Source organism: Streptomyces sp. NPDC003720, assembly GCF_042875075.1.
Classification (GTDB): Bacteria; Actinomycetota; Actinomycetes; order Streptomycetales; family Streptomycetaceae; genus Streptomyces.
Genome location: NZ_JBIANZ010000001.1, coordinates 148,156 through 167,576, shown reverse-complemented (window position 1 = coordinate 167,576; position 19,421 = coordinate 148,156). Strand labels below are relative to the sequence as shown.

Below are 19,421 nucleotides of genomic sequence, written 5' to 3'. Positions count from 1 at the left end.
GACCCCGGACCTGTTCCCACTACCTCTCACGGAGATGGCATGCCCGTGCTGCGCGACGCCGAGCTGGCGACCGCGTTCGACCACGCCGCCCGGAGCTACGACACGCTCGTGGCGGCGAATCCCGGTTACCACGCCCACCTGCGCCGCTCCGCCCGGCGCCTCGGCCTCCCCGGCGGTGTCGCGGCCCCGAGGGTGCTGGACCTCGGCTGCGGTACCGGCGCCTCGACCGCGGCGCTGGCCGCGGCACTGCCCGGCGCGGACATCACCGCCGTGGACGCGTCGGCCGGGATGCTGCGACGGGCGGCCCGGCGCCCCTGGCCGAGGCCGGTGCGCTTCGTGCAGGCGCCGGTGGAGCGGCTGGCGGCGGCCGGGGTGCGCGGCCCGTTCGACGCGGTGTTCGCCGCGTACCTGCTGCGCAACACCGCCGACCCGGACGCGGTGCTCGCCCAGGCCTACCGGCTGCTGGCGCCGGGCGGCCGGCTGGCGGTGCACGAGTACGCGCTGAGCGGGCGGACGGCGCACCGCGCGGTGTGGAACGCGGTGTGCGGCGGGGTCGTCCTGCCGGTCGCGACGCTGCTCGGCGACGGACCGCTCTACCGCCATCTGTGGCGCAGCGTCGTCTCCTTCGACACCGCCGGGCAGCTCGCGCGCCGGGTGGAGCGGGCGGGGTTCGAACGGGTGCGGGTACTTCCGCTGCCCGGCTGGCAGACCGGCATCACCCACACCGTCGTCGCCCGCCGCCCGTTCGCCGACGGCTCGGAGACGGGCCGATGACCGGGCCGGCGGCCGGGCCGCGCCGTCCCGCCGGATCCGGTGTCCGCCCGCCCCGCCCCGGCCGGGACCGGCTGGCCCGGCTGCTGCCCGCGCCGCCCGGCGCCGGTCGTGCCGAGGAGTCCACAGCGCCGCGGGTGGCGGTCGTGGGCGGCGGCATCGCCGGCCTGACGGCGGCGACCGCGCTGGCCGAGCGCGGGGTGCGGGTCACCGTGTACGAGCGCGACGCGCAGCTCGGCGGCAGGCTGGCGGGGTGGTCCACGCGGCTGGCCGACGGCACGACGGTGACCATGAGCCGGGGCTTCCACGCGTTCTTCCGGCAGTACTACAACCTGCGCGCGCTGCTGCGCCGGACCGATCCGGCCCTGAGCCGCCTCACCGGCCTGCCGGACTACCCCCTGCGGCACGGCAGCGGCCGGCAGGACAGCTTCCGGCACGTGCCGCGCACCCCGCCGCTGAGCGCGCTCGGGTTCGTGGCGCTGAGCGAGTCGTTCTCCCTGCGCGACCTGGCCCGGATGCGCCCGAGCGCGGCCCTGCCGCTGCTGGACGTGCGGGTGCCCGAGGTGTACGAACGGCTCGACGGCGTCAGCGCGTACGACTTCCTGGAGAACATCCGGTTCCCGCCGGCGGCGCGGCACCTGGCCTTCGAGGTGTTCTCCCGCAGCTTCTTCGCCGATCCGCGGAAGCTGTCGGCGGCGGAGATGGCGCTGATGTTCCACATCTACTTCCTCGGCTCGGCCGAGGGCCTGCTGTTCGACGTGCCCCGGGAACCGTTCCCGCAGGCGCTGTGGGACCCGATCGCCGCACGACTGGAGCGGCTCCGCGCGCGCGTGCGCACCAGCACCGCGGTGGAGGGCGTCTCCGCGCTGCCGTCGGGCGGCTTCGCCGTGACCGCCGCCGGCGGCGAGGAGCCGTACGACGCCGTGGTGCTGGCCCTGGACCCGGGGGGCCTGCGCTCCCTGGTGGGCCGCTGCGACGGTCTCGGGGACGCCGGGTGGCGCGAGCGGGTGGCGCGGCTGCGCACCGCCCCGCCCTTCCTGGTGTCCCGCCTGTGGCTGGACCGGCCCGTGCGCGCGGACCGGCCCGGCTTCCTCGGCACCAGCGGCTTCGGGGCCCTGGACAACGTCAGCGTGCTCAGCGGCTGGGAGGGCGAGGCCGCCCGGTGGGCCGGCCGCACCGGCGGCTCGGTCGTCGAACTGCACGCCTACGCCGTGCCCGGGGACGCCGACCGGGAGACCACGCAGAAGGAGCTGCTCGGCGAACTGCACCGGCTCTACCCCGAGACGGCCCGGGCCCGGGTGGTGGACGCCCGTCACGAGTGGCGGGCCGACTGCCCCCTGTTCCCGGTGGGCGGCCACGCGGACCGGCCGACGGTCACCACCTCCACGCCGGGCCTGGTCGTGGCGGGCGACACGGTCCGCACCGGTCTGCCGGTGGCCCTGATGGAGCGGGCCGCGACCAGCGGCTTCCTCGCGGCCAACGCGCTGCTGGGGCGCTGGGGCCTGCGCGGGCACGCGTTGTGGACCGTACCGGGCCGGGGGCGCCTCGCCGCCCTGCGCTGGGCGGCGGCCAGGGCGGGCGGCGGGTGAGCTGACGCCCGGCGAGGTCGGGGCCGGGGCTTCCGCGGCGGGCTCCGCGTCACCGGTCGGCGTCTTCCACCCCGGCCGCACCGCCCACCCCGGCCGCCAGGTCTGCACCGTCCGCCCGGCCGGCCCCGGCCGCCAGGTCGACCCCGGCCGCCAGGTCTGCACCATCCGCCCGGCCGGCCCCGGCCGCCAGGTCGGCACCGTCCGCCCGGCCGGACGGTGCCGCCGCCGTGTGCCGGACGACTCCGTCCCCTCGGACCAGCGCCTCCGTGACCGTGCGGATCGCCTCGGACCGCGGCAGACCCGGGGGCAGCCGGGGCGGGGACCCGGTCACGGCGCGGCCGGCGAAAGCGGTCGCGACGTGGGGCAGGCGTACGTCCGCCACCCGGACGCCCGCCGGGCACAGTTCGCGGCGCAGCGCGTGCAGCCAGGCGGCGAGCGCCGCCTTGGCCGCGCTGTAGTCGGCCATCCGCGGCACGGGCGTGTCGACGACGACACCGGTGACCGCGGCCAGCACCCCGCCTCGGCCCACGAGGGGTACGGCGGCCCGGAGCAGGGCCATGGGCGCGAGCGCGTTGACGCTGAGGAGGTGTTCGGCCACCGCGTCGTCCACCTCGGCGGCGGGACCGAAGGCGGTGACGCCGACGCAGACCGCCACCGCGTCCAGGCCGCCCCACCGCCGCGCGGCGCCGCGCACGGCCGCTGCGCAGACGTCGGGCCGGTAGGCGTCGATGCCGAAGGCCGGGGCGTCGCCGCAGTCCCGGGCCACGCCTGTGAGCCGGTCCGGGTCCCGGCCCGCGACGGCGACCCGGGCGTCCCGCCGGTGCAGTTCGCGGGCGAGAGCGGAGCCGATCTCGCCGGTGGCTCCGGCGACCAGTACCCGTGATCCGGCTAGTTCCATGTCATGCCTCCCGATGAGCGGACGCCGCGTGGACCGGGCGAGCCGTGCGTCCCGGCGGTGCGCATCCGCCGCATCCGGTGGTCCGGCCGGCTCGGAAGAGTCCGAGAGGGACCGGTTCGCCGGCGTGCGCCGCACGGCCTCGGCGATCGGCTCCCACCGCCCGGACCCTGGAGGTGGAAACGATGACCGACTCCCTGCGCCCTCCCGGAGAGACACCGCCCGTCGAGGGATCGACGGCGGAAGCGCACCCCGAGCGACCCGACGGCGGCATCTGGGAACATCCTGGCGTCTGGATGGCACTCATCGTGATCGGCTGCCTTCTCGTCGCCGCGTTCTTCGTGGTGCGGATGATCGATCTGTGAGCCCTCGGGGTACGGCTCCCGTCGAGCGTGGGCGGCACCGCGAATCGCGGTGCCGCCCTTGTCGTGCCGGAGGGCCGTGCCGGGGAGTCCGACCGTGCCGGGGAGTCCGTCGCACCGGGCGCCGGTGTGCCGGCGGGCGGGGGTTCAGCCGTGCGGCCGGGTGGCCGGGAGCCGGGACGGGGCGTCCGGCGCCGTGGTCAGGGAGAGCGCCCGCTCCCTGCGCCGGGCGGCCAGGGACTCCCGTGCCGCCTCCCTCGGGTGGCGGCGGCGCCAGTACGGGTTGTCGTGCGGCAGCCCGCCGGTGACCCGGCCGTACATCCCGAAGGTGAGGATGAGCAGGCCCATGACGAAGGTGAAGAAGACGTTCGTCAGACCGAAGTCGAGGATGTTGGCGCTCCGGTCCAGGACGAAGATGTGCACGAAACCGCTGACGAGGAACAGCGTCCCCACGGCCATGTTGAGCGTGGAGGCGAAGTTCCCCCCGACCACGGCGCCGCCGATCAGCAGCAGGCCGAAGAGCACCGAGATCAGGCTCAGCAGTCCGTTCGTCGACATGCCCGCGATGCGGGTGCCGTCCGTGCCGAAGGGGCTGAGTTCGTCGGCGAAGCCGAGACAGCCGAACAGCAGCAGGACACCGCCGCAGAGTCCGGCGCCGTAGCGGTAGACCGTCGCCAGCCGGTGGTCGACCGGCCATTCGTCGCGAAGCCTCATGACACATCCTTTCCGATGCGTGCCAGGCCCCCCAGGGGTGGGGACGGCTCGGACCGCCCTGCCACCCACGTCGCTGTCTCTTCCGGCGGCGCGTGCGAAACGGTTGCACGCGGAGGTCGCGGAGATCGCCCGCGTCCTCGCGGCGGCCGCCGGCCGCCCGCATCCACCTCGGGCCCCCGCGGGGAAGTGGGGGGTGCGGGGCTTCGCGCAGGGCGGGGCCCACGATCCACCTCATCCGGGAGGCGTCATGCACTCCACCGACCCCGACCGGACCAGGCGTCTCCACACCGACCTGGACATCGGTCTGGTTCTCAGCGACGCGGAGGCCCTCCGGCTCGAGGTCCGCTTCAGCTACGAGTCGGCCGATCCGTTCGCCGTGCGCATGGACTTCCGCGACGGCCCCGACACCGTCGCGCCCTGGCTGTTCTCACGCGACCTGCTCGACGCCGGACTGCGGGTGCCGTCCGGGGAGGGTTCCGTACGCGTCTGGCCGCCCTGCCGCTGCCACGGGTCCACCACCCTGCGGATCCTGCTGCGCGGCCCGGGCGGGGCCGCCGTGCTGTACATACCGGCCGACCCGTTCGAGGGCTGGCTGGCCCAGACGTTCGAGGCGGTGCCCGCGGGCTCGGAGAGCTCCCACCTGGTCTGGGACGACATCCTGGCGAAACTGCTGCGCGGCGACTGACCGACGGGTGGCATCGGGCGACGCCCGGGAAGACGTGAGGACATGAAGGTGATCAGCGAACGGGCAGGCGCCCGGCGGCCCGGCCCCTGGCTGCGGTACGGCGCGACCGCCGCGGCGGTGGCCGTCACCGCCGCCGTGGGCGCCACGGCGACCGATCCGGACAGCACCTGGTACGCCTCGCTGTGCAAGCCGTCCTGGCAGCCGCCGTCCTGGGCGTTCGGCCTGGTGTGGACCCCGCTGTACGCGTCGATCGCCTGCGCGGCGGGCCACGCGCTCGGGCGCGCCCCCGACCCGCGCCGGCGGGCCGGGATCGCCGCCGAGCTGGCCGCGAACCTGGCGCTGAACGCCTCGTGGAGCCGGCTGTTCTTCGCCCGCCGCGACCCCGAGGCGGCGCTCGCCGGGAACGTGCTGCTCAACCTCAGCAACGCCCGGCTCATCCGGCGGATCGGCCGCACCGACCGGGCCGCGGCCGCGGCCCTCGCGCCCTACGCCGGCTGGTGCGCCTTCGCGGCCGCCCTGAACGCCTCCATCGTCCGGCTCAACCGCTGACGGACTTCGCTCCGGCCTGTTGCGTCTGCGTACAGTGGGGCGTATGCGACGTCGGCCCAGAAACACAGCGAACCGAACATGAGGGACTTCTCCGCCATGCCGGACGACGACGCGCTGTTCGGACTCGACGCCCTGCCCGGCGCCGGGCCCGCCGGGGGCGAGCCGGCCCGGCCGCCGGCCGCCGGTCCGCTGTTCCGCGACTCCGACGCCGCCCGGCGGCTGCTGCCCGTGCGGACGATCTACGCCGAGCCCGCTGCCGCCGCCTCGCCCCGCGGCCGCCAGATCCTCGCCCGGCACCCCGCCGCGCGGGTCGTCGAGGTGGACTCCCACTGGCGCATCCCGCAGCTGCACGGCGACGAGGGGAACGTCGGGCGCTGGGTGCGGGTGAAGGGCGAGACGCTGGTGCTGGGCGAGCGCAAGACGCTCACCACCCGGCCCAACGGCCGGTCGGCCGACTGGATCGCCCCCGGTCCGTCCAACGGCTGCGCCATGGCCTGCGTGTACTGCTACGTGCCGCGCCGCAAGGGATACGCCAATCCCGTCACCGTCTTCACCAACATCGAGCGGATCATCGCCCACCTGGGCCGGCACATCGCGCGCCAGGGCCCCAAGCGGGAACCCAACCAGTGCGACGACCGGGCGTGGGTCTACGACATCGGCGAGAACGGCGACTGCTCGGTGGACGCGCTGATCTGCGACAACACCGCCGATCTCGTGCACGCATTCCGGCAGTGGCCCACCGCCAAGGCGTCCTTCGCCACGAAGTTCGTGAACCCGGATCTGCTCGCGCTGGACCCGCGGGGCCGCACCCGCGTCCGGTTCTCGGTCATGCCGGGCGAGGACTCGCGGCTGCTGGACATCCGGACGTCGCCGGTGGCCGAGCGGATCGCCGCCGCGGCCGACTTCCTGGACGCGGGGTACGAGGTGCACTTCAACCTCTCCCCCGTCGTGCTGCGCCCCGGATGGCAGGAGGCCTGGGCCGAGCTGCTCCGGCAGCTCGACGACGTGCTCCCGGACCGGGTCAGACGGCAGGCCGCCGCCGAAGTGATCATGCTGACCCACAACCGGGAACTGCACGAGGTGAACCTCGGCTGGCATCCGCGCGCCGAGGACGTGCTCTGGCAGCCCGGCGTCCAGGAGGGCAAACGCTCCGAGAACGGGGCGCTGAACGTGCGCTACGACCACGTGGTCAAGGCGAGGGCGCTGGACGAGCTGCGCGGGCTCGTCGCGGCGCACGCCCCCTGGCTGCGCATCCGGTACGCCTTCTGAACCGGGCCCCGCGGACCGCTCCTGACGACGGCCGCGGGGTCCTCCGGCCGACGCGCGGCGCCGGCCCGTGAGCGGGCCGGCGCCGCGCGTCCGGGGGGGGTGCCTCAGTGATGCGCGGCCGGGGCGCCCAGACCGGCGGCCCGGCATCCGCCCGGCCCGCGTTCCGCGGCGAGCACGCGTTCCGCGAGGACGCCGAAGACCAGTCCGAACGAGGTCCACAGCGTCGCCTGGACGGCCAGCGCGGCCAGACGGAACTGCCAGAGCAGGCTCGGGGAGAAGTCCTTGGGGACCTCGTCGACGGCCGGCAGGAACGCGTAGGCGAGCCCGGCGGCCAGGAGGAAGAACGCGCCCGCGGCCACCGTCGCGTTCCAGTTGCCCAGCCGGGGGGCGAGCCGCTTGCCGAGGATCACCGTGGCGACCGCCAGCAGCACGCTCAGGACCAGCATCAGGAAGTACAGCGCGGTGCGCCTGCCGATCGTGTCGGGGTCGCCGACGGACGGCGGATTGGCCGGGTACTTCAGGAACGGCACGACGTAGACGGCGACGAGGCCCGCGGCCGCCAGGAGCAGCGCGCTCGCGCGGGGCCCGAAGCGGCCTACGCGGCCCAGCGCGAAGCAGTAGGCGAGGGCGGCGATGCCGCCGAACGCGATGCCGTAGACGAGCACGCCGGTGGACAGGCCGGCGGTCGACTGCATCGTGCGGGAGACCGCCTCCACGCCGTGTTCGTGGGAGTGCGCCTCTTCGTAGGCGATGGCCGCGTCGACACGCGGCTCACCGAGGAAGTAGGCGACGACGAGGGCGAGCAGGCCCGCGGTGAGTCCCGCGAGCATGCCACGCACCAACAGGTTCCGGACGGTTGCCGAATTCATGAGCCCGTGCGCTTCCTCGCCCGGTCAGTGGCAGGGGAAGCCGAGCAGATGCCGGGCGTCGTGCACCCACTCGTGCACGTTCTCACCGGACGTCACGGAGGTGGCGCCCTGTTCGGCGCCGACGAAGTACAGCAGGACCAGCATCAGGACGCCGAAGAAGACCGCCCAGGGGACGATGGCGCCGATCGGCAGCTTGGCGGGAAGGGCGGTGGGGGTGGGCTGAATGGCGGACTGCGCCATGGCAGGACCTCCTGGGGAACTCGCGTCCCTGCTCGGTGGTGCACGGGACGACGGGCGGGTCTGACTTGCCCGGCCCGCACCGGGATGGGTGCGTACAGGGCTCACAGTGGCGCGACCGTGCCGGATTCCCACCGGCTTCCGCGTTCCGTCGTCTCTGTCGCCGAGAAGGTACCGCGAAGTGCGGGTGCGGCCAAGTGCGCACGGGCCGGGGACTGCGCGCCCCCGCGACCGCCGTAGGCTGTGGAACCCCTGTGCCGAAAGGGCCGTTGACGATGCGGGCGACCTCATGACGACCCGAGTGACGCTGGTCTCACCGGCGATGAACCCCTCCCTGCGGGAGGCCCGCTTCGACGACGGGTGTTCGCTCGACGCGGCCGGCGCCGCGCGCGCCCACGCGGCCGCCGGCGAACTGCGGACCGCCGCGACGGCCCTCGTCTCCCCCACCGTCCGCTGCCGGGAGACGGCGGCCGCGCTGGGTCTCGACGCACGCGCCGAACCCGCCCTGGCGGGCCTCGACATGGGCCGCTGGCGGGGGCGGACCCTCGACGAGGTCGGCGCCGGGGAGCCGGAGGCGCTGGCCCGGTGGCTGGCCGACCCGGCGGCTGCCCCGCACGGCGGGGAGTCGGTGCGCCTTCTGTGCGCCCGGGTCGGGGACTGGCTGGAGGAGGCCGCCCGGTGCGCCGGCCGCACGGTGGCGGTGGTCGAGCCGGAGGTCGTGCGGGCCGTGGCCGTGCGGGTGCTCGGCGCTCCGGAGACGGCCTTCTGGCGGATCGACGTACCGCCCCTGACCGCCACCTCGTTCACCGGCCGGGCGGGACGCTGGAACCTCACGCCCGGCACCGCGCTGGGCGGATCGAGCGGCACCCCGTAGACCCCCTCAGGACGCTTACGGACGCGCACTGGACGCCGTTGTGCCCGGCCGTGAGACTGGGCCGGGTCCGACGCCCCCGGCTCCCCAGGACGGTGACCATGCAAGAGGAACTGCCCCGCGTCGAACTCACCCCGCAGGCCGCGGAACTGGTGCGCCGGCTGCGGGCCGAGCACGGGCCGCTGATGTTCCACCAGTCCGGCGGCTGCTGTGACGGCAGCGCGCCCATGTGCTACCCCGACGGGGAGTTCCGCACCGGCGGTTCGGACGTGCTGCTGGCCGAGCTGGCGGTGGACGGCGTCGAGGAGCCCGTGACCTTCTGGATGTCGCGGAGCCAGTACGAGGCCTGGAGCCACACCCGGCTCATCGTGGACGTCGTACCCGGCAGAGGGAGCGGTTTCTCGCTGGAGGCACCCGAGGGAGTACGTTTTCTCACCCGTTCTCGCGTAGTCGACGCCTAGCCGTCCCGCTCGTCACCGTCGTCTGGTGCACTTCCCCCGAGTGCTGATGACGGTTGACGAGGCATCAGGGGGCGCTATGACGCGAGGCGGACGGCGGACGGCGGCAGGCAGATCGGTTCTCACGGCGTTCGGCGTCCTGGCCGGCGCGGCTCTGACGGGGGCGGCGCCGGCCGGTGCCGCCCCCCTGGAGAGACCCGGCAAGCGGATCGCTCCGGGGGTCACCTACCGGGAGTTCGACATCACGGCGGCGGCCGGGCGGACCCGCGCCCATCTGCTCACCGTCGACCTGGGCGATCCGCACGTGCGGACGGGCCTGCTGTACCCCGGCGCGGTCGCGGCCCGGGCGACCGTGTCCCGGCTGGCCGACACGGCCGGCGCGGTCGCCGGGGTCAACGGCGACTTCTTCGACATCACCGAGGCCCAGCACCCGGGGGTCGAGGCCACCGGCGCGACCGTCGGTCCGGCGGTGGCGGACGGTCGGGTGCTCAAGGCGGCGGTGCCCGTGGGCCAGCGGTTCGGGCCGGCACTGCCGCCCGGGACCACCACGCGGGAGGTGCTCGGGGTGGGCGCCGACCGGCGGGCCCGCCTCGACCGCCTCTCGCTCACCGGCTCGGTGACCACACCGCGGGGGAGGTTCCCGCTGGGCGGCCTCAACCAGTACGCGCTGCCGCAGAACTCGGTGGGCGCGTTCACCTCCCGGTGGGGCGCGGCCTCCCGGGTGCGCGCCGTCTGCGGCACCGACACCGACCGGGCGGCGGCCTGCACCACCGACACCTACGAGGTGAAGGTGCGCGGCGGCCGGGTGGCCGGCGCCGCCGCCACTCCGGGCAGCGGTTCGATCCCCGCGGGCACCACCGTCCTGGTGGGCCGCGAGCAGGGGGCGCGGGAGCTGCGCGCGCTGGCCGTGGGCGACGCGGTGACCGTCACCCACCATCTGGTGGCGGCCACCGCCAAGGCGCCCTACGCGTTCGCGATCGGCGGCTGTCCGGTGCTCCGCGACGGCAGGCCGGTGTCCGGGCTCGACGACACGGTCTCCGCCGTACGCACCGCCGCGGGCTTCAAGAACGGCGGACGGCGGCTGCTGCTGCTCGCGCTGGACGGCGCCGACGACTCCCGCACCGGCCTGACGGTCGCCGAGGAGGCCGCCACCATGCGGGAGCTGGGCGCCTCCGACGCGTTCAACCTCGACGGCGGCGGTTCGAGCGAGATGGTCACCCGCGACGTGGGCGCGAGCGGGGTGACGGTCCGCAACCACCCGAGCGGCGGCGCCGAACGCCCGGTGCCCAACGGCATCGGGGTCTTCTCCGGCTGACCTCGCCGCTCACGGCCGCAGGCTGCTCACCAGGTCGGCCGTCGCGGTGAGCCCGCTGTGGATGGTGGGCGCCATGCTGGTGCTGGCCAGGTAGAACCCGAGCAGCATGCAGACCAGGGCGTGCGACATCTTCAGCGCGCCGTTGCGGATGAACACCACCGCCAGGATCAGGAGCAGCAGCACCACAGAGATGGAAATGGCCATCGTCAACCTCCTCCGCCACGCGCCATGAGCGGCGTTCGGCCGCAAGTGTGGCGTAGCGGAGGGTTTGTCCGGGTGGCTGACGTGTCCTCCGATCGTGTGATGTCAGGCGGACGGGTGTGCGTCAGGGCAGCGGCGAAGCCCGCCCCCCGGGGAGGGGCGGGCTTGACGCGCCGGGTGTCAGGGCGCCCGGAGGTCGACCAGCGCGGCCAGCGCCTCGCGGTGGGCGCCCGCGGTGCCGTAGGCGATCGAGTCGGCCTTGGCCCGCTTGAGGTGCAGGTGGGCGGGGTGTTCCCAGGTCATTCCGATGCCGCCGTGCAGCTGCACCGCCTCCTCGGTGGCGCGTACGGCCACCGGGCCGGCGTAGGCCTGGGCGACGGTCACGGTGACGTCGGTGTCCGCGCCGGTCGCGAGGGCGTCGGCGGCGGCGCGGGCGGCGGCCCGGAGGCTGACGACCTCGAGCCAGAGCTGGGCCAGCCGGTGCTTGAGCGCCTGGAAGCCGCCGACCGGCCGGTTGAACTGCTTGCGCTCCTTCAGGTAGCGCACGGTCTCGGTCAACGCCCAGTCCGCCACGCCCAGTTGCTCGGAGGCGAGCAGTCCGGCGCCGGCCCGCAGGGCCCGGCGTACGGCCGGTTCCGCGTCGCCGACGCGGCGTCCGGGCACTCCGTCGAGCGTGACGGTGGCGACCGGGCGGGTCAGGTCGAGGGAGACCTGCGGGGTGACGGTCGCCGCCTCGGCGGCCACGGCGTACAGCCCGCCGTCGTCGGCCGGGACGAGCAGGACGTCGGCCGCGGCGGCGTCCGCCACGCCGGTCAGCTCACCGTGCAGTGAGCCGTCCTCCAGCCGTACGCTGCGATGGGCGGCACCCGGAGCGGTGTGCAGGCCCACGGCGAGGACGCCGATGGTCCGGCCGGACGCCAGGCGGCCCAGCAGCTCCTCGTCACCGCAGGCGAGCAGGGCCTCGGTGGCGACGACCGCGCTGCTGAGGTAGGGCACCGGGGCGACGGCGCGCCCCAGCTCCTCCAGGACGACGGCGGCCTCGCGGTGGGTGGCGCCCTGGCCGCCCAGCGCCTCCGGCACCAGCAGTCCGGCCAGGCCCATGCCGTCGGCGAGGGACTTGAACAGCGCGAGGTCGTGCGGGGCGTCCGACTCGGTGCGGGCGATCACGCCGGCCGCGTCGCAGTGGTCCGTGAGCAGGTCGCGGACCGCGGCGCGCAGCGCCTCTTCCTCCTCGGAGTAGAGGAGATCCGGCTGGGTGCTCATCGGGCCAGGTCCTTCCAGGCGACGTCCTTGTCGGTGCGCGGCTCGGCCGGCAGGCCCAGGACGCGCTCGGCGACGATGTTCAGCAGGACCTCGCTGGTCCCGCCCTCGATGCTGTTGCCCTTGGAGCGCAGGTAGCGGTAGCCGGCGTCGCGGCCGGTGAAGTCCACCAGTTCCGGGCGGCGCATGGTCCAGTCGTCGTACAGCAGCCCCTCCTCGCCGCGGAGTTCCACCTCCAGGCCGCTGATCTCCTGGTTGAGGCGGGCGAAGGCGAGCTTCATGCCGGCGCCCTCGGGGCCGGGCTGGCCCGCGACGAGCTGCTGGCGCAGGCGTTCGCCGGTGAGGCGGGCGACCTCGGCCTCGACCCAGAGCTTCAGCAGCCGCTGGTGCAGGTCGTGGGTGCGCAGCTCCGGCCGCTCGCGCCAGGTCCTGGACACCGGGCCGATCATGCCGCCCTCGCGGGGCAGCCGCATGCCGCCGATGGCGACGCGCTCGTTGTTCAGCGTGGTCTGCGCGACCCGCCAGCCGTCGCCGGTCTCACCGAGGCGGCGGCTGTCCGGGATGCGGACGTCCGTCAGGAAGACCTCGTTGAACTCGGCCTCGCCGGTGATCTGGCGCAGCGGCCGCACCTCGACGCCGGGGTCGGTCATGTCGCAGAGGAAGTAGGTGATGCCCCGGTGCTTGGGCAGGTCCGGGTCGGTGCGGGCGATGAGGATGGCCCAGCGGGCGAGGTGGGCGCTGGAGGTCCACACCTTCTGCCCGTTGACCACCCAGGTGTCGCCTTCGCGTACGGCCCGGGTGCCGAGCGCGGCCAGGTCGGAGCCGGCGCCGGGCTCGCTGAAGAGCTGGCACCAGACCTCCTCCCCGGTCCACAGGGGCCGCAGGAAGCGCCGCTTCTGCTCGTCCGTGCCGTACTTGAGGATCGTCGGGGCGGCCATGCCGAGGCCGATGCCGATGCGCCGGGGGTCGTTGTCCGGGGCCCCGGCGGCCTCGAGTTCGGCGTCCACGACGGCCTGCAGCGAGCGCGGGGCGTCCAGTCCGCCGAGGCCCTCGGGGAAGTGCACCCAGGCGAGGCCCGCGTCGAACCGGGCCCGCAGGAACTCCAGGCGGTCGGTCCCGGCCGGCGGGTGTGCGGCCAGCAACTCCTGTGTACGGCGGCGCAGTTCCGCTGTGTCGGTCATGCGACGGCTCCCTTGTCCAGGACCACGGCCACCCGGCCGGTGGTCACCCCGTCGGCGACCCGCTGCACGGCGTCGGCGGCGCCGTCCAGCGGCACCCGCTCGCTCACCAGCGGCTTGATCGCGCCGGACGCGGCCAGCTCGGTGAGCCGCTCGTGGCAGCGCAGGACCAGCGCGGGGTTCTTGGTGTTGTACAGGCCCCAGTGCAGGCCGAGGATGGCGTAGTTCTTCACCAGGGCGTGGTTGAGGGCTGGGCTCGGGATGGCGCCGCCGGCGAACCCGACGACGACGATCCGGCCCTCGAAGGCGACGACCTTGGCGGACTGGGCGTAGGCCTCGCCGCCGACCGGGTCGTAGATCACGTCGGCACCCCGGCCGCCGGTGGCCTCCTTCACGGCCGCGACGACGTCCTCGGCATGCCGGTCGACGACCACGTCACAGCCCAGTTCCCGGGCCACGGCGGCCTTCCGCGCGCCGCCGACCACACCGATCACGGTGGCGCCGGCGGCCTTGCCGAGCTGTACGGCCGCACTGCCGACCCCGCCGGCGGCGGCGTGCACCAGCAGGGTCTCCCCCGCCTCCAGGCGGGCCCGGCGGTGCAGGCCGAACCAGCCCGTCTGGTAGCCGATGTGCAGCGCGGCGGCCTCGGCGTCGTCCAGGGAGTCCGGCGCGGGCAGCAGCGCGCGGGCGTCGGCCACGGCGTACTCGGCGAAACCGCCGTACGGCAGGGCGGGGTTGGCGATCACCCGGCGGCCGTCCTCGGTCTCGGCGCAGATCTCCACGCCGGGCGTGAACGGCAGCGGGGGCCGCACCTGGTACTGGCCCCGGCAGAGCAGGGCGTCCGGGAAGTTGATGTTGGCCGCCCGCACCCGCAGCAGCACCTGGCCGTCACCGGGCGTGGGCCGCTCCACCTCCGCCAGGCGCATCACCTCGCGCGGCTCGCCGTTCTCGTGCACTTGCCATGCCTGCATGCGGGGCCTCCACGGGACTGCTTCGTCTGACCGGGTTCCGACGGCATACTAAGCGGTCGCTTGCCGATCAGGGAACAGTAGTCCGCGTCACTCGCGCCGGGGCCGCGCCCGGACGTGCATCCGCTCCCCCTGCGGCCCGAACAGGCTGAGGAACTCCACCGGCCCCTCCCCCGTCGAGCCGAACCAGTGCGGCACCCGGGTGTCGAACTCCGCCGCCTCGCCCGCCGAGAGCACCACGTCGTGCTCGCCGAGCACCAGCCGCAGCCGCCCCGACAGCACGTACAGCCACTCGTAGCCCTCGTGGGTGCGCTGGTCCGGCTCCTGCCGACGCTGCGGCTCCAGGATCTTGAAGGCCTGCAGTCCCCCGGGCTGGCGGGTCAGCGGCCAGAAGACCCGGCCGTGCCGCTCGACGGGCTTCGCCCGCACCACGGGGTCGCCGACCGGCGGGGCGCCGACCAGCTCGTCCAGCGCCACCTGGTGAGCCCGCGCGATGGGCAGCAGCAGTTCCAGGCTGGGCCGGCGCAGGCCGGACTCCAGCCGGGACAGGGTGCTGACGGAGATGCCGGTGGCCTCGGACAGCGCCGCCAGGGTCACCTCCCGGTCCTTGCGGATCCGCCGCAGCCTCGGCCCGACGCCCGCCAGCACGCCGTCGGTGTCCTCGGCGCCCGCTTCGCCGCCGGCGGTCCCGCCGTGTTCGCCGTTCATGTCCTCATTGCAGGATCGGCAAAGAGATTTGTCAATACGGCACCGGCCGCGCGACCGTCGGCGGCGGAGGTGGGTCACATGACCGAGAGCTACGAGGCCGTCGTGGTCGGCGGCGGAGCCGCCGGGCTGTCCGCGGCGCTGGTGCTGGGCCGGGCCGGGCGGCGCACGCTGGTCGTCGACGCCGGCGAGCCGCGCAACGCGCCGTCCGCGCACATGCAGGGCTATCTGTCCCGGGACGGGATGTCCCCCGCGGAGTTCCTGGCGACCGGACGCGAGGAGATCGCCCGGTACGGCGTGGAGCTGGTCCGGGACCGGGTGGTGGACGCGACGCGGGACGGTGACTTCACCCTGACGCCGGCGGGCGGCGGCAGCGTCCGGGCCCGGCACCTGGTGATCGCGACCGGGCTGAAGGACGAGCTCCCGCCGGTCCCGGGCCTCGCCGAGCGGTTCGGCCGGGACGTGGTCCACTGCCCGTACTGCCACGGCTGGGAGGTCCGCGGCCTGGCGACCGGCGTGCTCGCCACCACCGCGCTCAGCGTGCACCAGGCGCTGATGGTCACCCAGTGGTCCAAGGACGTGCGGCTCTTCCTGCACCAGGTGCCGGAGGCGGAGCTGACGGACGTCGACCGGCGCCGGCTGGCCGCCGCCGGGGTCGAGGTCGTGCCCGGTGAGGTGGCCGAGGTGCTGACCGAGGACGACCGGCTCACCGGCGTCCGGCTCACCGGGGACGGCTCCGCGGAAGGCGCGGTCCACGAGCGCGAGGTGCTCTACGTCGCCCCGCGCGCCGTCCCGCGGAACGAGCTGTTCGTGCGGCTGGGCGCCGAGCTGCGGGAGACGCCGTTCGGCAGCTACCCGGTGATCGACGAGCGGGGCCTCACGAGCGTGCCCGGGCTGTGGGCGGCGGGCAACGCGAGCGGCTTCGCCGAGCAGGTCGTGAACGCGGCCGGCCGCGGCTACCGGGCCGGGGCGGCGATCAACGGGGAACTGCTCCTCGCCGACCTCGACGCGGTCGCGCAGGTGTAGACTCCGCCCCCGCGGTGCACCATGACTGCATGCTGCTGACCCGGCTGGCCGAGGTGTCCGGGGAGGTCGCCGCGACGGCGGCCAGATCCCGCAAGACCGCCCTGCTCGCGGAGCTGTTCCGGGAGGCGGAGGCGGACGACGTGCCGATCGTCATCCCCTACCTGGCCGGGCGGATCCCGCAGGGCCGGCTGGGCGTCGGCTGGAAGGTGCTGAGCCGTCCGGTCCCGCCGGCCGGCGCGCCGTCCCTCACGGTGCGCGAGGTCGACGCCCGGCTCGGCGAGCTGGGCAAGGTGTCCGGGCCCGGCTCCCAGGCGGAGCGGGTCCGGCTCGTCGGCGAGCTGATGGGCGCGGCCACCGAGGCCGAGCAGCGCTTCCTGCGCGGGCTGCTCACCGGCGAGGTCCGGCAGGGCGCCCTTGACGCGGTGGCGGTGGAGGGGATCGCCCGGGCGACCGGCGCGGACCCGGCGGACGTCCGGCGGGCGGTGATGCTCGCCGGATCTCTGCAGACGGTGGCGCAGACGCTGCTGGCCGAGGGGCCCGGGGCACTGGAGCGGTTCCGGCTGACCGTGGGCCGCCCGGTGCATCCGATGCTCGCGCACAGCGCCTCCTCGGTCGCCGAGGCGGTGGAGAAGCTGGGCGCGTGCGCGGTGGAGGAAAAGCTGGACGGCATCCGCGTCCAGGTCCACCGGGACGGCGACAGCGTCCGGATCCACACCCGCACGCTGGACGACATCACCGACCGGCTCCCCGAGGTGACCGCCGCCGCGCTCGGCCTCGCGGGCGAGCGGTTCATCCTGGACGGCGAGGTGATCTCCTTCGGCGCGGACGGCCGGCCCCGCTCCTTCCAGGAGACGGCCGGCCGGGTCGGCTCGCGCACGGACGTGGCGCGGGCGGCCGGCGAGACCCCCGTCTCCCCCGTGTTCTTCGACGCCCTGTCGGTCGACGGCCGCGACCTGCTGGACCTGCCGTTCGCCGAGCGGCACGCGGAGCTGGCCCGGCTGGTGCCGGAGCCCATGCGGGTGCGCCGGACGGTGGTGTCCGGGCCGGAGGAGGCCGGCGCCGCGGAACGGTTCCTCGCGGACACGCTCGCGCGCGGCCACGAGGGCGTGGTGGTCAAGGCGCTGAACGCCGCCTACAGCGCGGGCCGGCGCGGCGCCTCCTGGCTGAAGGTCAAGCCGGTGCACACCCTGGACCTGGTCGTGCTCGCCGCCGAGTGGGGGCACGGCCGCCGCACCGGCAGGCTCTCCAACCTCCACCTCGGCGCCCGCACGGCGGACGGCGGCTTCGCGATGCTCGGCAAGACCTTCAAGGGCATGACCGACGCGATGCTCGCCTGGCAGACGGAGAGGCTGCGGGAACTGGCCGTCGAGGACGGCGGCTGGGGGGTCAGGGTGCGTCCCGAACTCGTCGTGGAGATCGCCTACGACGGTCTGCAGCGCTCCTCCCGCTACCCGGCCGGCGTCACCCTGCGCTTCGCCCGGGTGATCCGCTACCGCGAGGACAAGCGGCCCGAGGAGGCCGACACCGTCGAGGCCCTGCTGGCGGCCCACCCGGAGGTCAGGCCGTGACGGCCCGGGCGGCGAGGCGCAGCGCCGGACTGCTGCTGTTCCGGCGCGCCGACGACGGGCTCCAGGTGCTGCTCGGCCACATGGGCGGCCCGTTCTTCGCGAAGAAGGACGCCGGCGCGTGGACCGTGGTCAAGGGCGAGTACGACGCGGGCGAGCCGGCCTGGGAGGCGGCCCGGCGGGAGTTCCGTGAGGAGCTGGGGCTGGCGCCGCCCGAGGGGGACGCCGTGCCGCTGGGCGAGGTCGTGCAGCGCGGCGGCAAGGTCGTCACGGCGTGGGCGGTGGAAGCGGACCTGGACCCGGAGACCGTCGCGCCGGGCACCTTCACCATGGAGTGGCCGCCGAGGTCCGGCCGCGCCCAGGAGTTCCCCGAGCTGGACCGGGTCGCCTGGTTCGGTCTCGACCGGGCCCGCGAGGTGATCGTCTCGGCCCAGACGGCGTTTCTCGACCGGCTGGCGGAGCACTCGGTCTGAACAGCGGCGTACGCGTTGCGACGGGCGGTGTCGCGCGCGAAGGTCGAAGCAAGCCCGCTCCCAGGGAGGTCAGCCATGCCCATCGCGACGGTGAACCCGGCGAACGGCGAGACGCTCAAGACGTACGAGGCCATGGGCGAGGAGGAACTGGAGCGCCGGCTCCAGCTCGCCGAGGCCACGTTCCGCACGTACCGGACGACCACGTTCGCCGAACGCGCACGGATGATGAACAGGGCCGCCGACCTGCTGGAGGAGGACCAGGAGGAGATCGGCCGGGTGATGACCACCGAGATGGGCAAGCCGGTCAAGCAGGCCCGCGCGGAGGCCGCCAAGTGCGCCAAGGCGATGCGCTGGTACGCCGAGCGCGCGGAGGGACTGCTCGCCGACGAGGAGCCGCCCGAGCAGGACGTGCGGGACTCCGGCGCCTCCCGGGTCCGGGTCCGCTACCGGCCGCTCGGCCCGGTGCTCGCCGTGATGCCGTGGAACTTCCCGCTGTGGCAGGTGATCCGCTTCGCGGCGCCCGCGCTGATGGCCGGCAACGTGGGCCTGCTCAAGCACGCCTCGAACGTCCCGCAGACGGCGCTGTACCTGGAGGACCTCTTCCACCGGGCGGGCTTCACGGAGGGCTGCTTCCAGACGCTGCTGATCGGCTCGGCCGCGGTGGACGACATCCTGCGCGACGAGCGGGTCAGGGCCGCGACGCTGACCGGCAGCGAACCGGCCGGACGGGCCGTCGCCTCCACCGCCGGCGAGATGATCAAGAAGACGGTGCTGGAGCTGGGCGGCAGCGACCCGTACGTCGTCATGCCCTCCGCCGACCTCGACCGCGCGGCCTCCGTCGCCGTGACCGCCCGCGTCCAGAACAACGGGCAGTCCTGCATCGCGGCCAAGCGGTTCATCGTGCACGCCGACGTGTACGACGCCTTCGCGGAGAGGTTCGTCGCGGGCATGCAGGCGCTGCGCACGGGCGACCCGCTGGAAGAGGAGACCGAGGTCGGACCGCTTGCCAGCGAGCAGGGGCGCAAGGACATCGAGGAACTGGTCGACGACGCGAGGCGGTCCGGGGCCGAGGTGCTCTGCGGCGGCGAGCGTCCGGACGGGCCCGGCTGGTACTACCCGCCGACCGTGCTGGCGGGTATCACCCGGGAGATGCGCATCCACCGCGAGGAGGCCTTCGGGCCGGTCGCCACGCTGTACCGGGCCGGCGACCTGGACGAGGCGGTGCTCATCGCCAACGACTCCCCGTTCGGCCTGAGTTCGAACGTGTGGACCAGGGACGAGCGCGAGGTGGAGCGGTTCGCCCGGGACCTGGAGGCGGGCGCCGTGTACGTGAACGGGATGACGGCCTCCCATCCGGCGTTCCCCTTCGGCGGCGTGAAGCGCTCCGGCTACGGGCGTGAGCTGTCCGGGCACGGAATCCGGGAGTTCTGCAACATCACCACGGTTTGGCAGGGTGCGTGA

General features: G+C 74.7%; 22 protein-coding genes and 1 riboswitch. Of the genes, 13 read left to right on the top strand and 9 right to left on the bottom strand.

All coding sequences use genetic code 11. The features are described 5' to 3' along the window. Positions 1-39: 39 nt before the first annotated feature. Both ACFYU0_RS00870 and ACFYU0_RS00865 read left to right on the top strand, forming a co-directional pair. Entirely contained in the window at positions 40-774 is a 735-nt protein-coding gene (locus tag ACFYU0_RS00870) for a methyltransferase domain-containing protein (RefSeq protein ID WP_351660283.1), read from the top strand. Further along, complete coding sequence (locus ACFYU0_RS00865) at positions 771-2,360, top strand: FAD-dependent oxidoreductase (RefSeq protein ID WP_389296825.1); 1,590 nt, start codon at positions 771-773, stop codon at positions 2,358-2,360. Before ACFYU0_RS00870 ends, ACFYU0_RS00865 begins: the two co-directional genes overlap by 4 nt. Before the next feature lie 49 nt (positions 2,361-2,409). Here the strand turns inward: ACFYU0_RS00865 and ACFYU0_RS00860 are convergent, their stop codons facing one another. Continuing rightward, the gene (locus ACFYU0_RS00860; protein WP_389296823.1) at positions 2,410-3,258 is read right to left on the bottom strand and encodes an SDR family NAD(P)-dependent oxidoreductase; all 849 of its coding nucleotides are present in this window, start codon (positions 3,256-3,258) and stop codon (positions 2,410-2,412) included. A 182-nt stretch (positions 3,259-3,440) separates the two neighbouring features. Between ACFYU0_RS00860 and ACFYU0_RS00855 the strand changes: the two genes are divergently transcribed. After that, the gene (locus ACFYU0_RS00855) at positions 3,441-3,620 is read left to right on the top strand and encodes a DUF6480 family protein (RefSeq protein WP_389296821.1); all 180 of its coding nucleotides are present in this window, start codon (positions 3,441-3,443) and stop codon (positions 3,618-3,620) included. 144 nt (positions 3,621-3,764) lie between these two features. On the opposite strand, the gene ACFYU0_RS00850 is transcribed toward ACFYU0_RS00855, so the two are convergent. Then, positions 3,765-4,331 carry a DUF4383 domain-containing protein gene (locus ACFYU0_RS00850; protein ID WP_389296819.1) on the bottom strand — a complete coding sequence of 189 codons (567 nt, stop codon included), beginning with the start codon at positions 4,329-4,331 and terminating at the stop codon, positions 3,765-3,767. 247 nt (positions 4,332-4,578) lie between these two features. On the opposite strand from ACFYU0_RS00850, the gene ACFYU0_RS00845 reads away from it, so the two are divergent. The 3 genes from ACFYU0_RS00845 (at position 4,579) to ACFYU0_RS00835 (ending at position 6,834) form a co-directional block, all read left to right on the top strand. Continuing rightward, entirely contained in the window at positions 4,579-5,016 is a 438-nt protein-coding gene (locus ACFYU0_RS00845; protein ID WP_351660270.1) for an SsgA family sporulation/cell division regulator, read from the top strand. A gap of 42 nt (positions 5,017-5,058) precedes the next feature. Beyond that, a complete protein-coding gene (locus ACFYU0_RS00840) occupies positions 5,059-5,565 on the top strand; it encodes a TspO/MBR family protein (protein WP_389296817.1) in 507 nt (168 codons plus the stop codon). A gap of 78 nt (positions 5,566-5,643) precedes the next feature. Further along, positions 5,644-6,834, top strand: coding sequence for a spore photoproduct lyase family protein (locus tag ACFYU0_RS00835; RefSeq protein WP_389296815.1), 1,191 nt, complete (start codon positions 5,644-5,646; stop codon positions 6,832-6,834). A 104-nt stretch (positions 6,835-6,938) separates the two neighbouring features. On the opposite strand, the gene ACFYU0_RS00830 is transcribed toward ACFYU0_RS00835, so the two are convergent. Together ACFYU0_RS00830 and ACFYU0_RS00825 are read right to left on the bottom strand one after the other, a co-directional pair. Further along, positions 6,939-7,703, bottom strand: a complete 765-nt coding sequence (locus ACFYU0_RS00830; RefSeq protein WP_389296814.1) for a CbtA family protein — start codon at positions 7,701-7,703, stop codon at positions 6,939-6,941. Between the two features lie 24 nt (positions 7,704-7,727). After that, positions 7,728-7,943: a CbtB-domain containing protein gene (locus ACFYU0_RS00825; protein WP_351660259.1), complete on the bottom strand. Its 216-nt coding sequence runs from the start codon at positions 7,941-7,943 to the stop codon at positions 7,728-7,730. A 35-nt stretch (positions 7,944-7,978) separates the two neighbouring features. Further along, positions 7,979-8,123: riboswitch (cobalamin riboswitch) on the bottom strand. Positions 8,124-8,229: 106 nt separating this feature from the next. On the opposite strand from ACFYU0_RS00825, the gene ACFYU0_RS00820 reads away from it, so the two are divergent. The 3 genes from ACFYU0_RS00820 to ACFYU0_RS00810 all read left to right on the top strand — a co-directional run bounded on the left by ACFYU0_RS00820 (position 8,230) and on the right by ACFYU0_RS00810 (position 10,584). Next, a complete protein-coding gene (locus tag ACFYU0_RS00820) occupies positions 8,230-8,814 on the top strand; it encodes a histidine phosphatase family protein (RefSeq protein ID WP_389296813.1) in 585 nt (194 codons plus the stop codon). Positions 8,815-8,912: 98 nt separating this feature from the next. Next, complete coding sequence (locus ACFYU0_RS00815; RefSeq protein ID WP_351660253.1) at positions 8,913-9,272, top strand: DUF779 domain-containing protein; 360 nt, start codon at positions 8,913-8,915, stop codon at positions 9,270-9,272. 76 nt (positions 9,273-9,348) lie between these two features. After that, on the top strand, positions 9,349-10,584 hold the full coding sequence (locus ACFYU0_RS00810; RefSeq protein WP_389296812.1) for a phosphodiester glycosidase family protein: 1,236 nt from the start codon (positions 9,349-9,351) through the stop codon (positions 10,582-10,584). Between the two features lie 9 nt (positions 10,585-10,593). Here ACFYU0_RS00810 and ACFYU0_RS00805 read toward each other — a convergent pair whose 3' ends face one another. The 5 genes from ACFYU0_RS00805 to ACFYU0_RS00785 form a co-directional block, all read right to left on the bottom strand. Continuing rightward, positions 10,594-10,788: a hypothetical protein gene (locus ACFYU0_RS00805; protein ID WP_199209621.1), complete on the bottom strand. Its 195-nt coding sequence runs from the start codon at positions 10,786-10,788 to the stop codon at positions 10,594-10,596. 177 nt (positions 10,789-10,965) lie between these two features. After that, positions 10,966-12,048, bottom strand: a complete 1,083-nt coding sequence (locus tag ACFYU0_RS00800) for an acyl-CoA dehydrogenase family protein (RefSeq protein ID WP_389296810.1) — start codon at positions 12,046-12,048, stop codon at positions 10,966-10,968. Continuing rightward, positions 12,045-13,226, bottom strand: a complete 1,182-nt coding sequence (locus tag ACFYU0_RS00795; RefSeq protein WP_389296807.1) for an acyl-CoA dehydrogenase family protein — start codon at positions 13,224-13,226, stop codon at positions 12,045-12,047. The genes ACFYU0_RS00800 and ACFYU0_RS00795 overlap by 4 nt, the downstream gene beginning before the upstream one ends. Further along, positions 13,223-14,194: an NADPH:quinone oxidoreductase family protein gene (locus tag ACFYU0_RS00790; RefSeq protein WP_389296805.1), complete on the bottom strand. Its 972-nt coding sequence runs from the start codon at positions 14,192-14,194 to the stop codon at positions 13,223-13,225. Before ACFYU0_RS00790 ends, ACFYU0_RS00795 begins: the two co-directional genes overlap by 4 nt. An 87-nt stretch (positions 14,195-14,281) precedes the next feature. Beyond that, the gene (locus ACFYU0_RS00785) at positions 14,282-14,899 is read right to left on the bottom strand and encodes a helix-turn-helix domain-containing protein (RefSeq protein WP_389296803.1); all 618 of its coding nucleotides are present in this window, start codon (positions 14,897-14,899) and stop codon (positions 14,282-14,284) included. A 78-nt stretch (positions 14,900-14,977) separates the two neighbouring features. Here ACFYU0_RS00785 and ACFYU0_RS00780 point away from each other — a divergent pair, with 78 nt between their 5' ends. From ACFYU0_RS00780 to ACFYU0_RS00765, 4 genes are all read left to right on the top strand, one after another. Then, a complete protein-coding gene (locus ACFYU0_RS00780) occupies positions 14,978-15,922 on the top strand; it encodes an NAD(P)/FAD-dependent oxidoreductase (RefSeq protein WP_351660235.1) in 945 nt (314 codons plus the stop codon). Between the two features lie 29 nt (positions 15,923-15,951). Continuing rightward, entirely contained in the window at positions 15,952-17,490 is a 1,539-nt protein-coding gene (locus tag ACFYU0_RS00775; protein ID WP_389296801.1) for an ATP-dependent DNA ligase, read from the top strand. After that, positions 17,487-17,960, top strand: a complete 474-nt coding sequence (locus ACFYU0_RS00770; protein ID WP_351660229.1) for an NUDIX domain-containing protein — start codon at positions 17,487-17,489, stop codon at positions 17,958-17,960. Before ACFYU0_RS00775 ends, ACFYU0_RS00770 begins: the two co-directional genes overlap by 4 nt. Positions 17,961-18,035: 75 nt before the next feature. After that, positions 18,036-19,421: an NADP-dependent succinic semialdehyde dehydrogenase gene (locus ACFYU0_RS00765; protein ID WP_351660226.1), complete on the top strand. Its 1,386-nt coding sequence runs from the start codon at positions 18,036-18,038 to the stop codon at positions 19,419-19,421.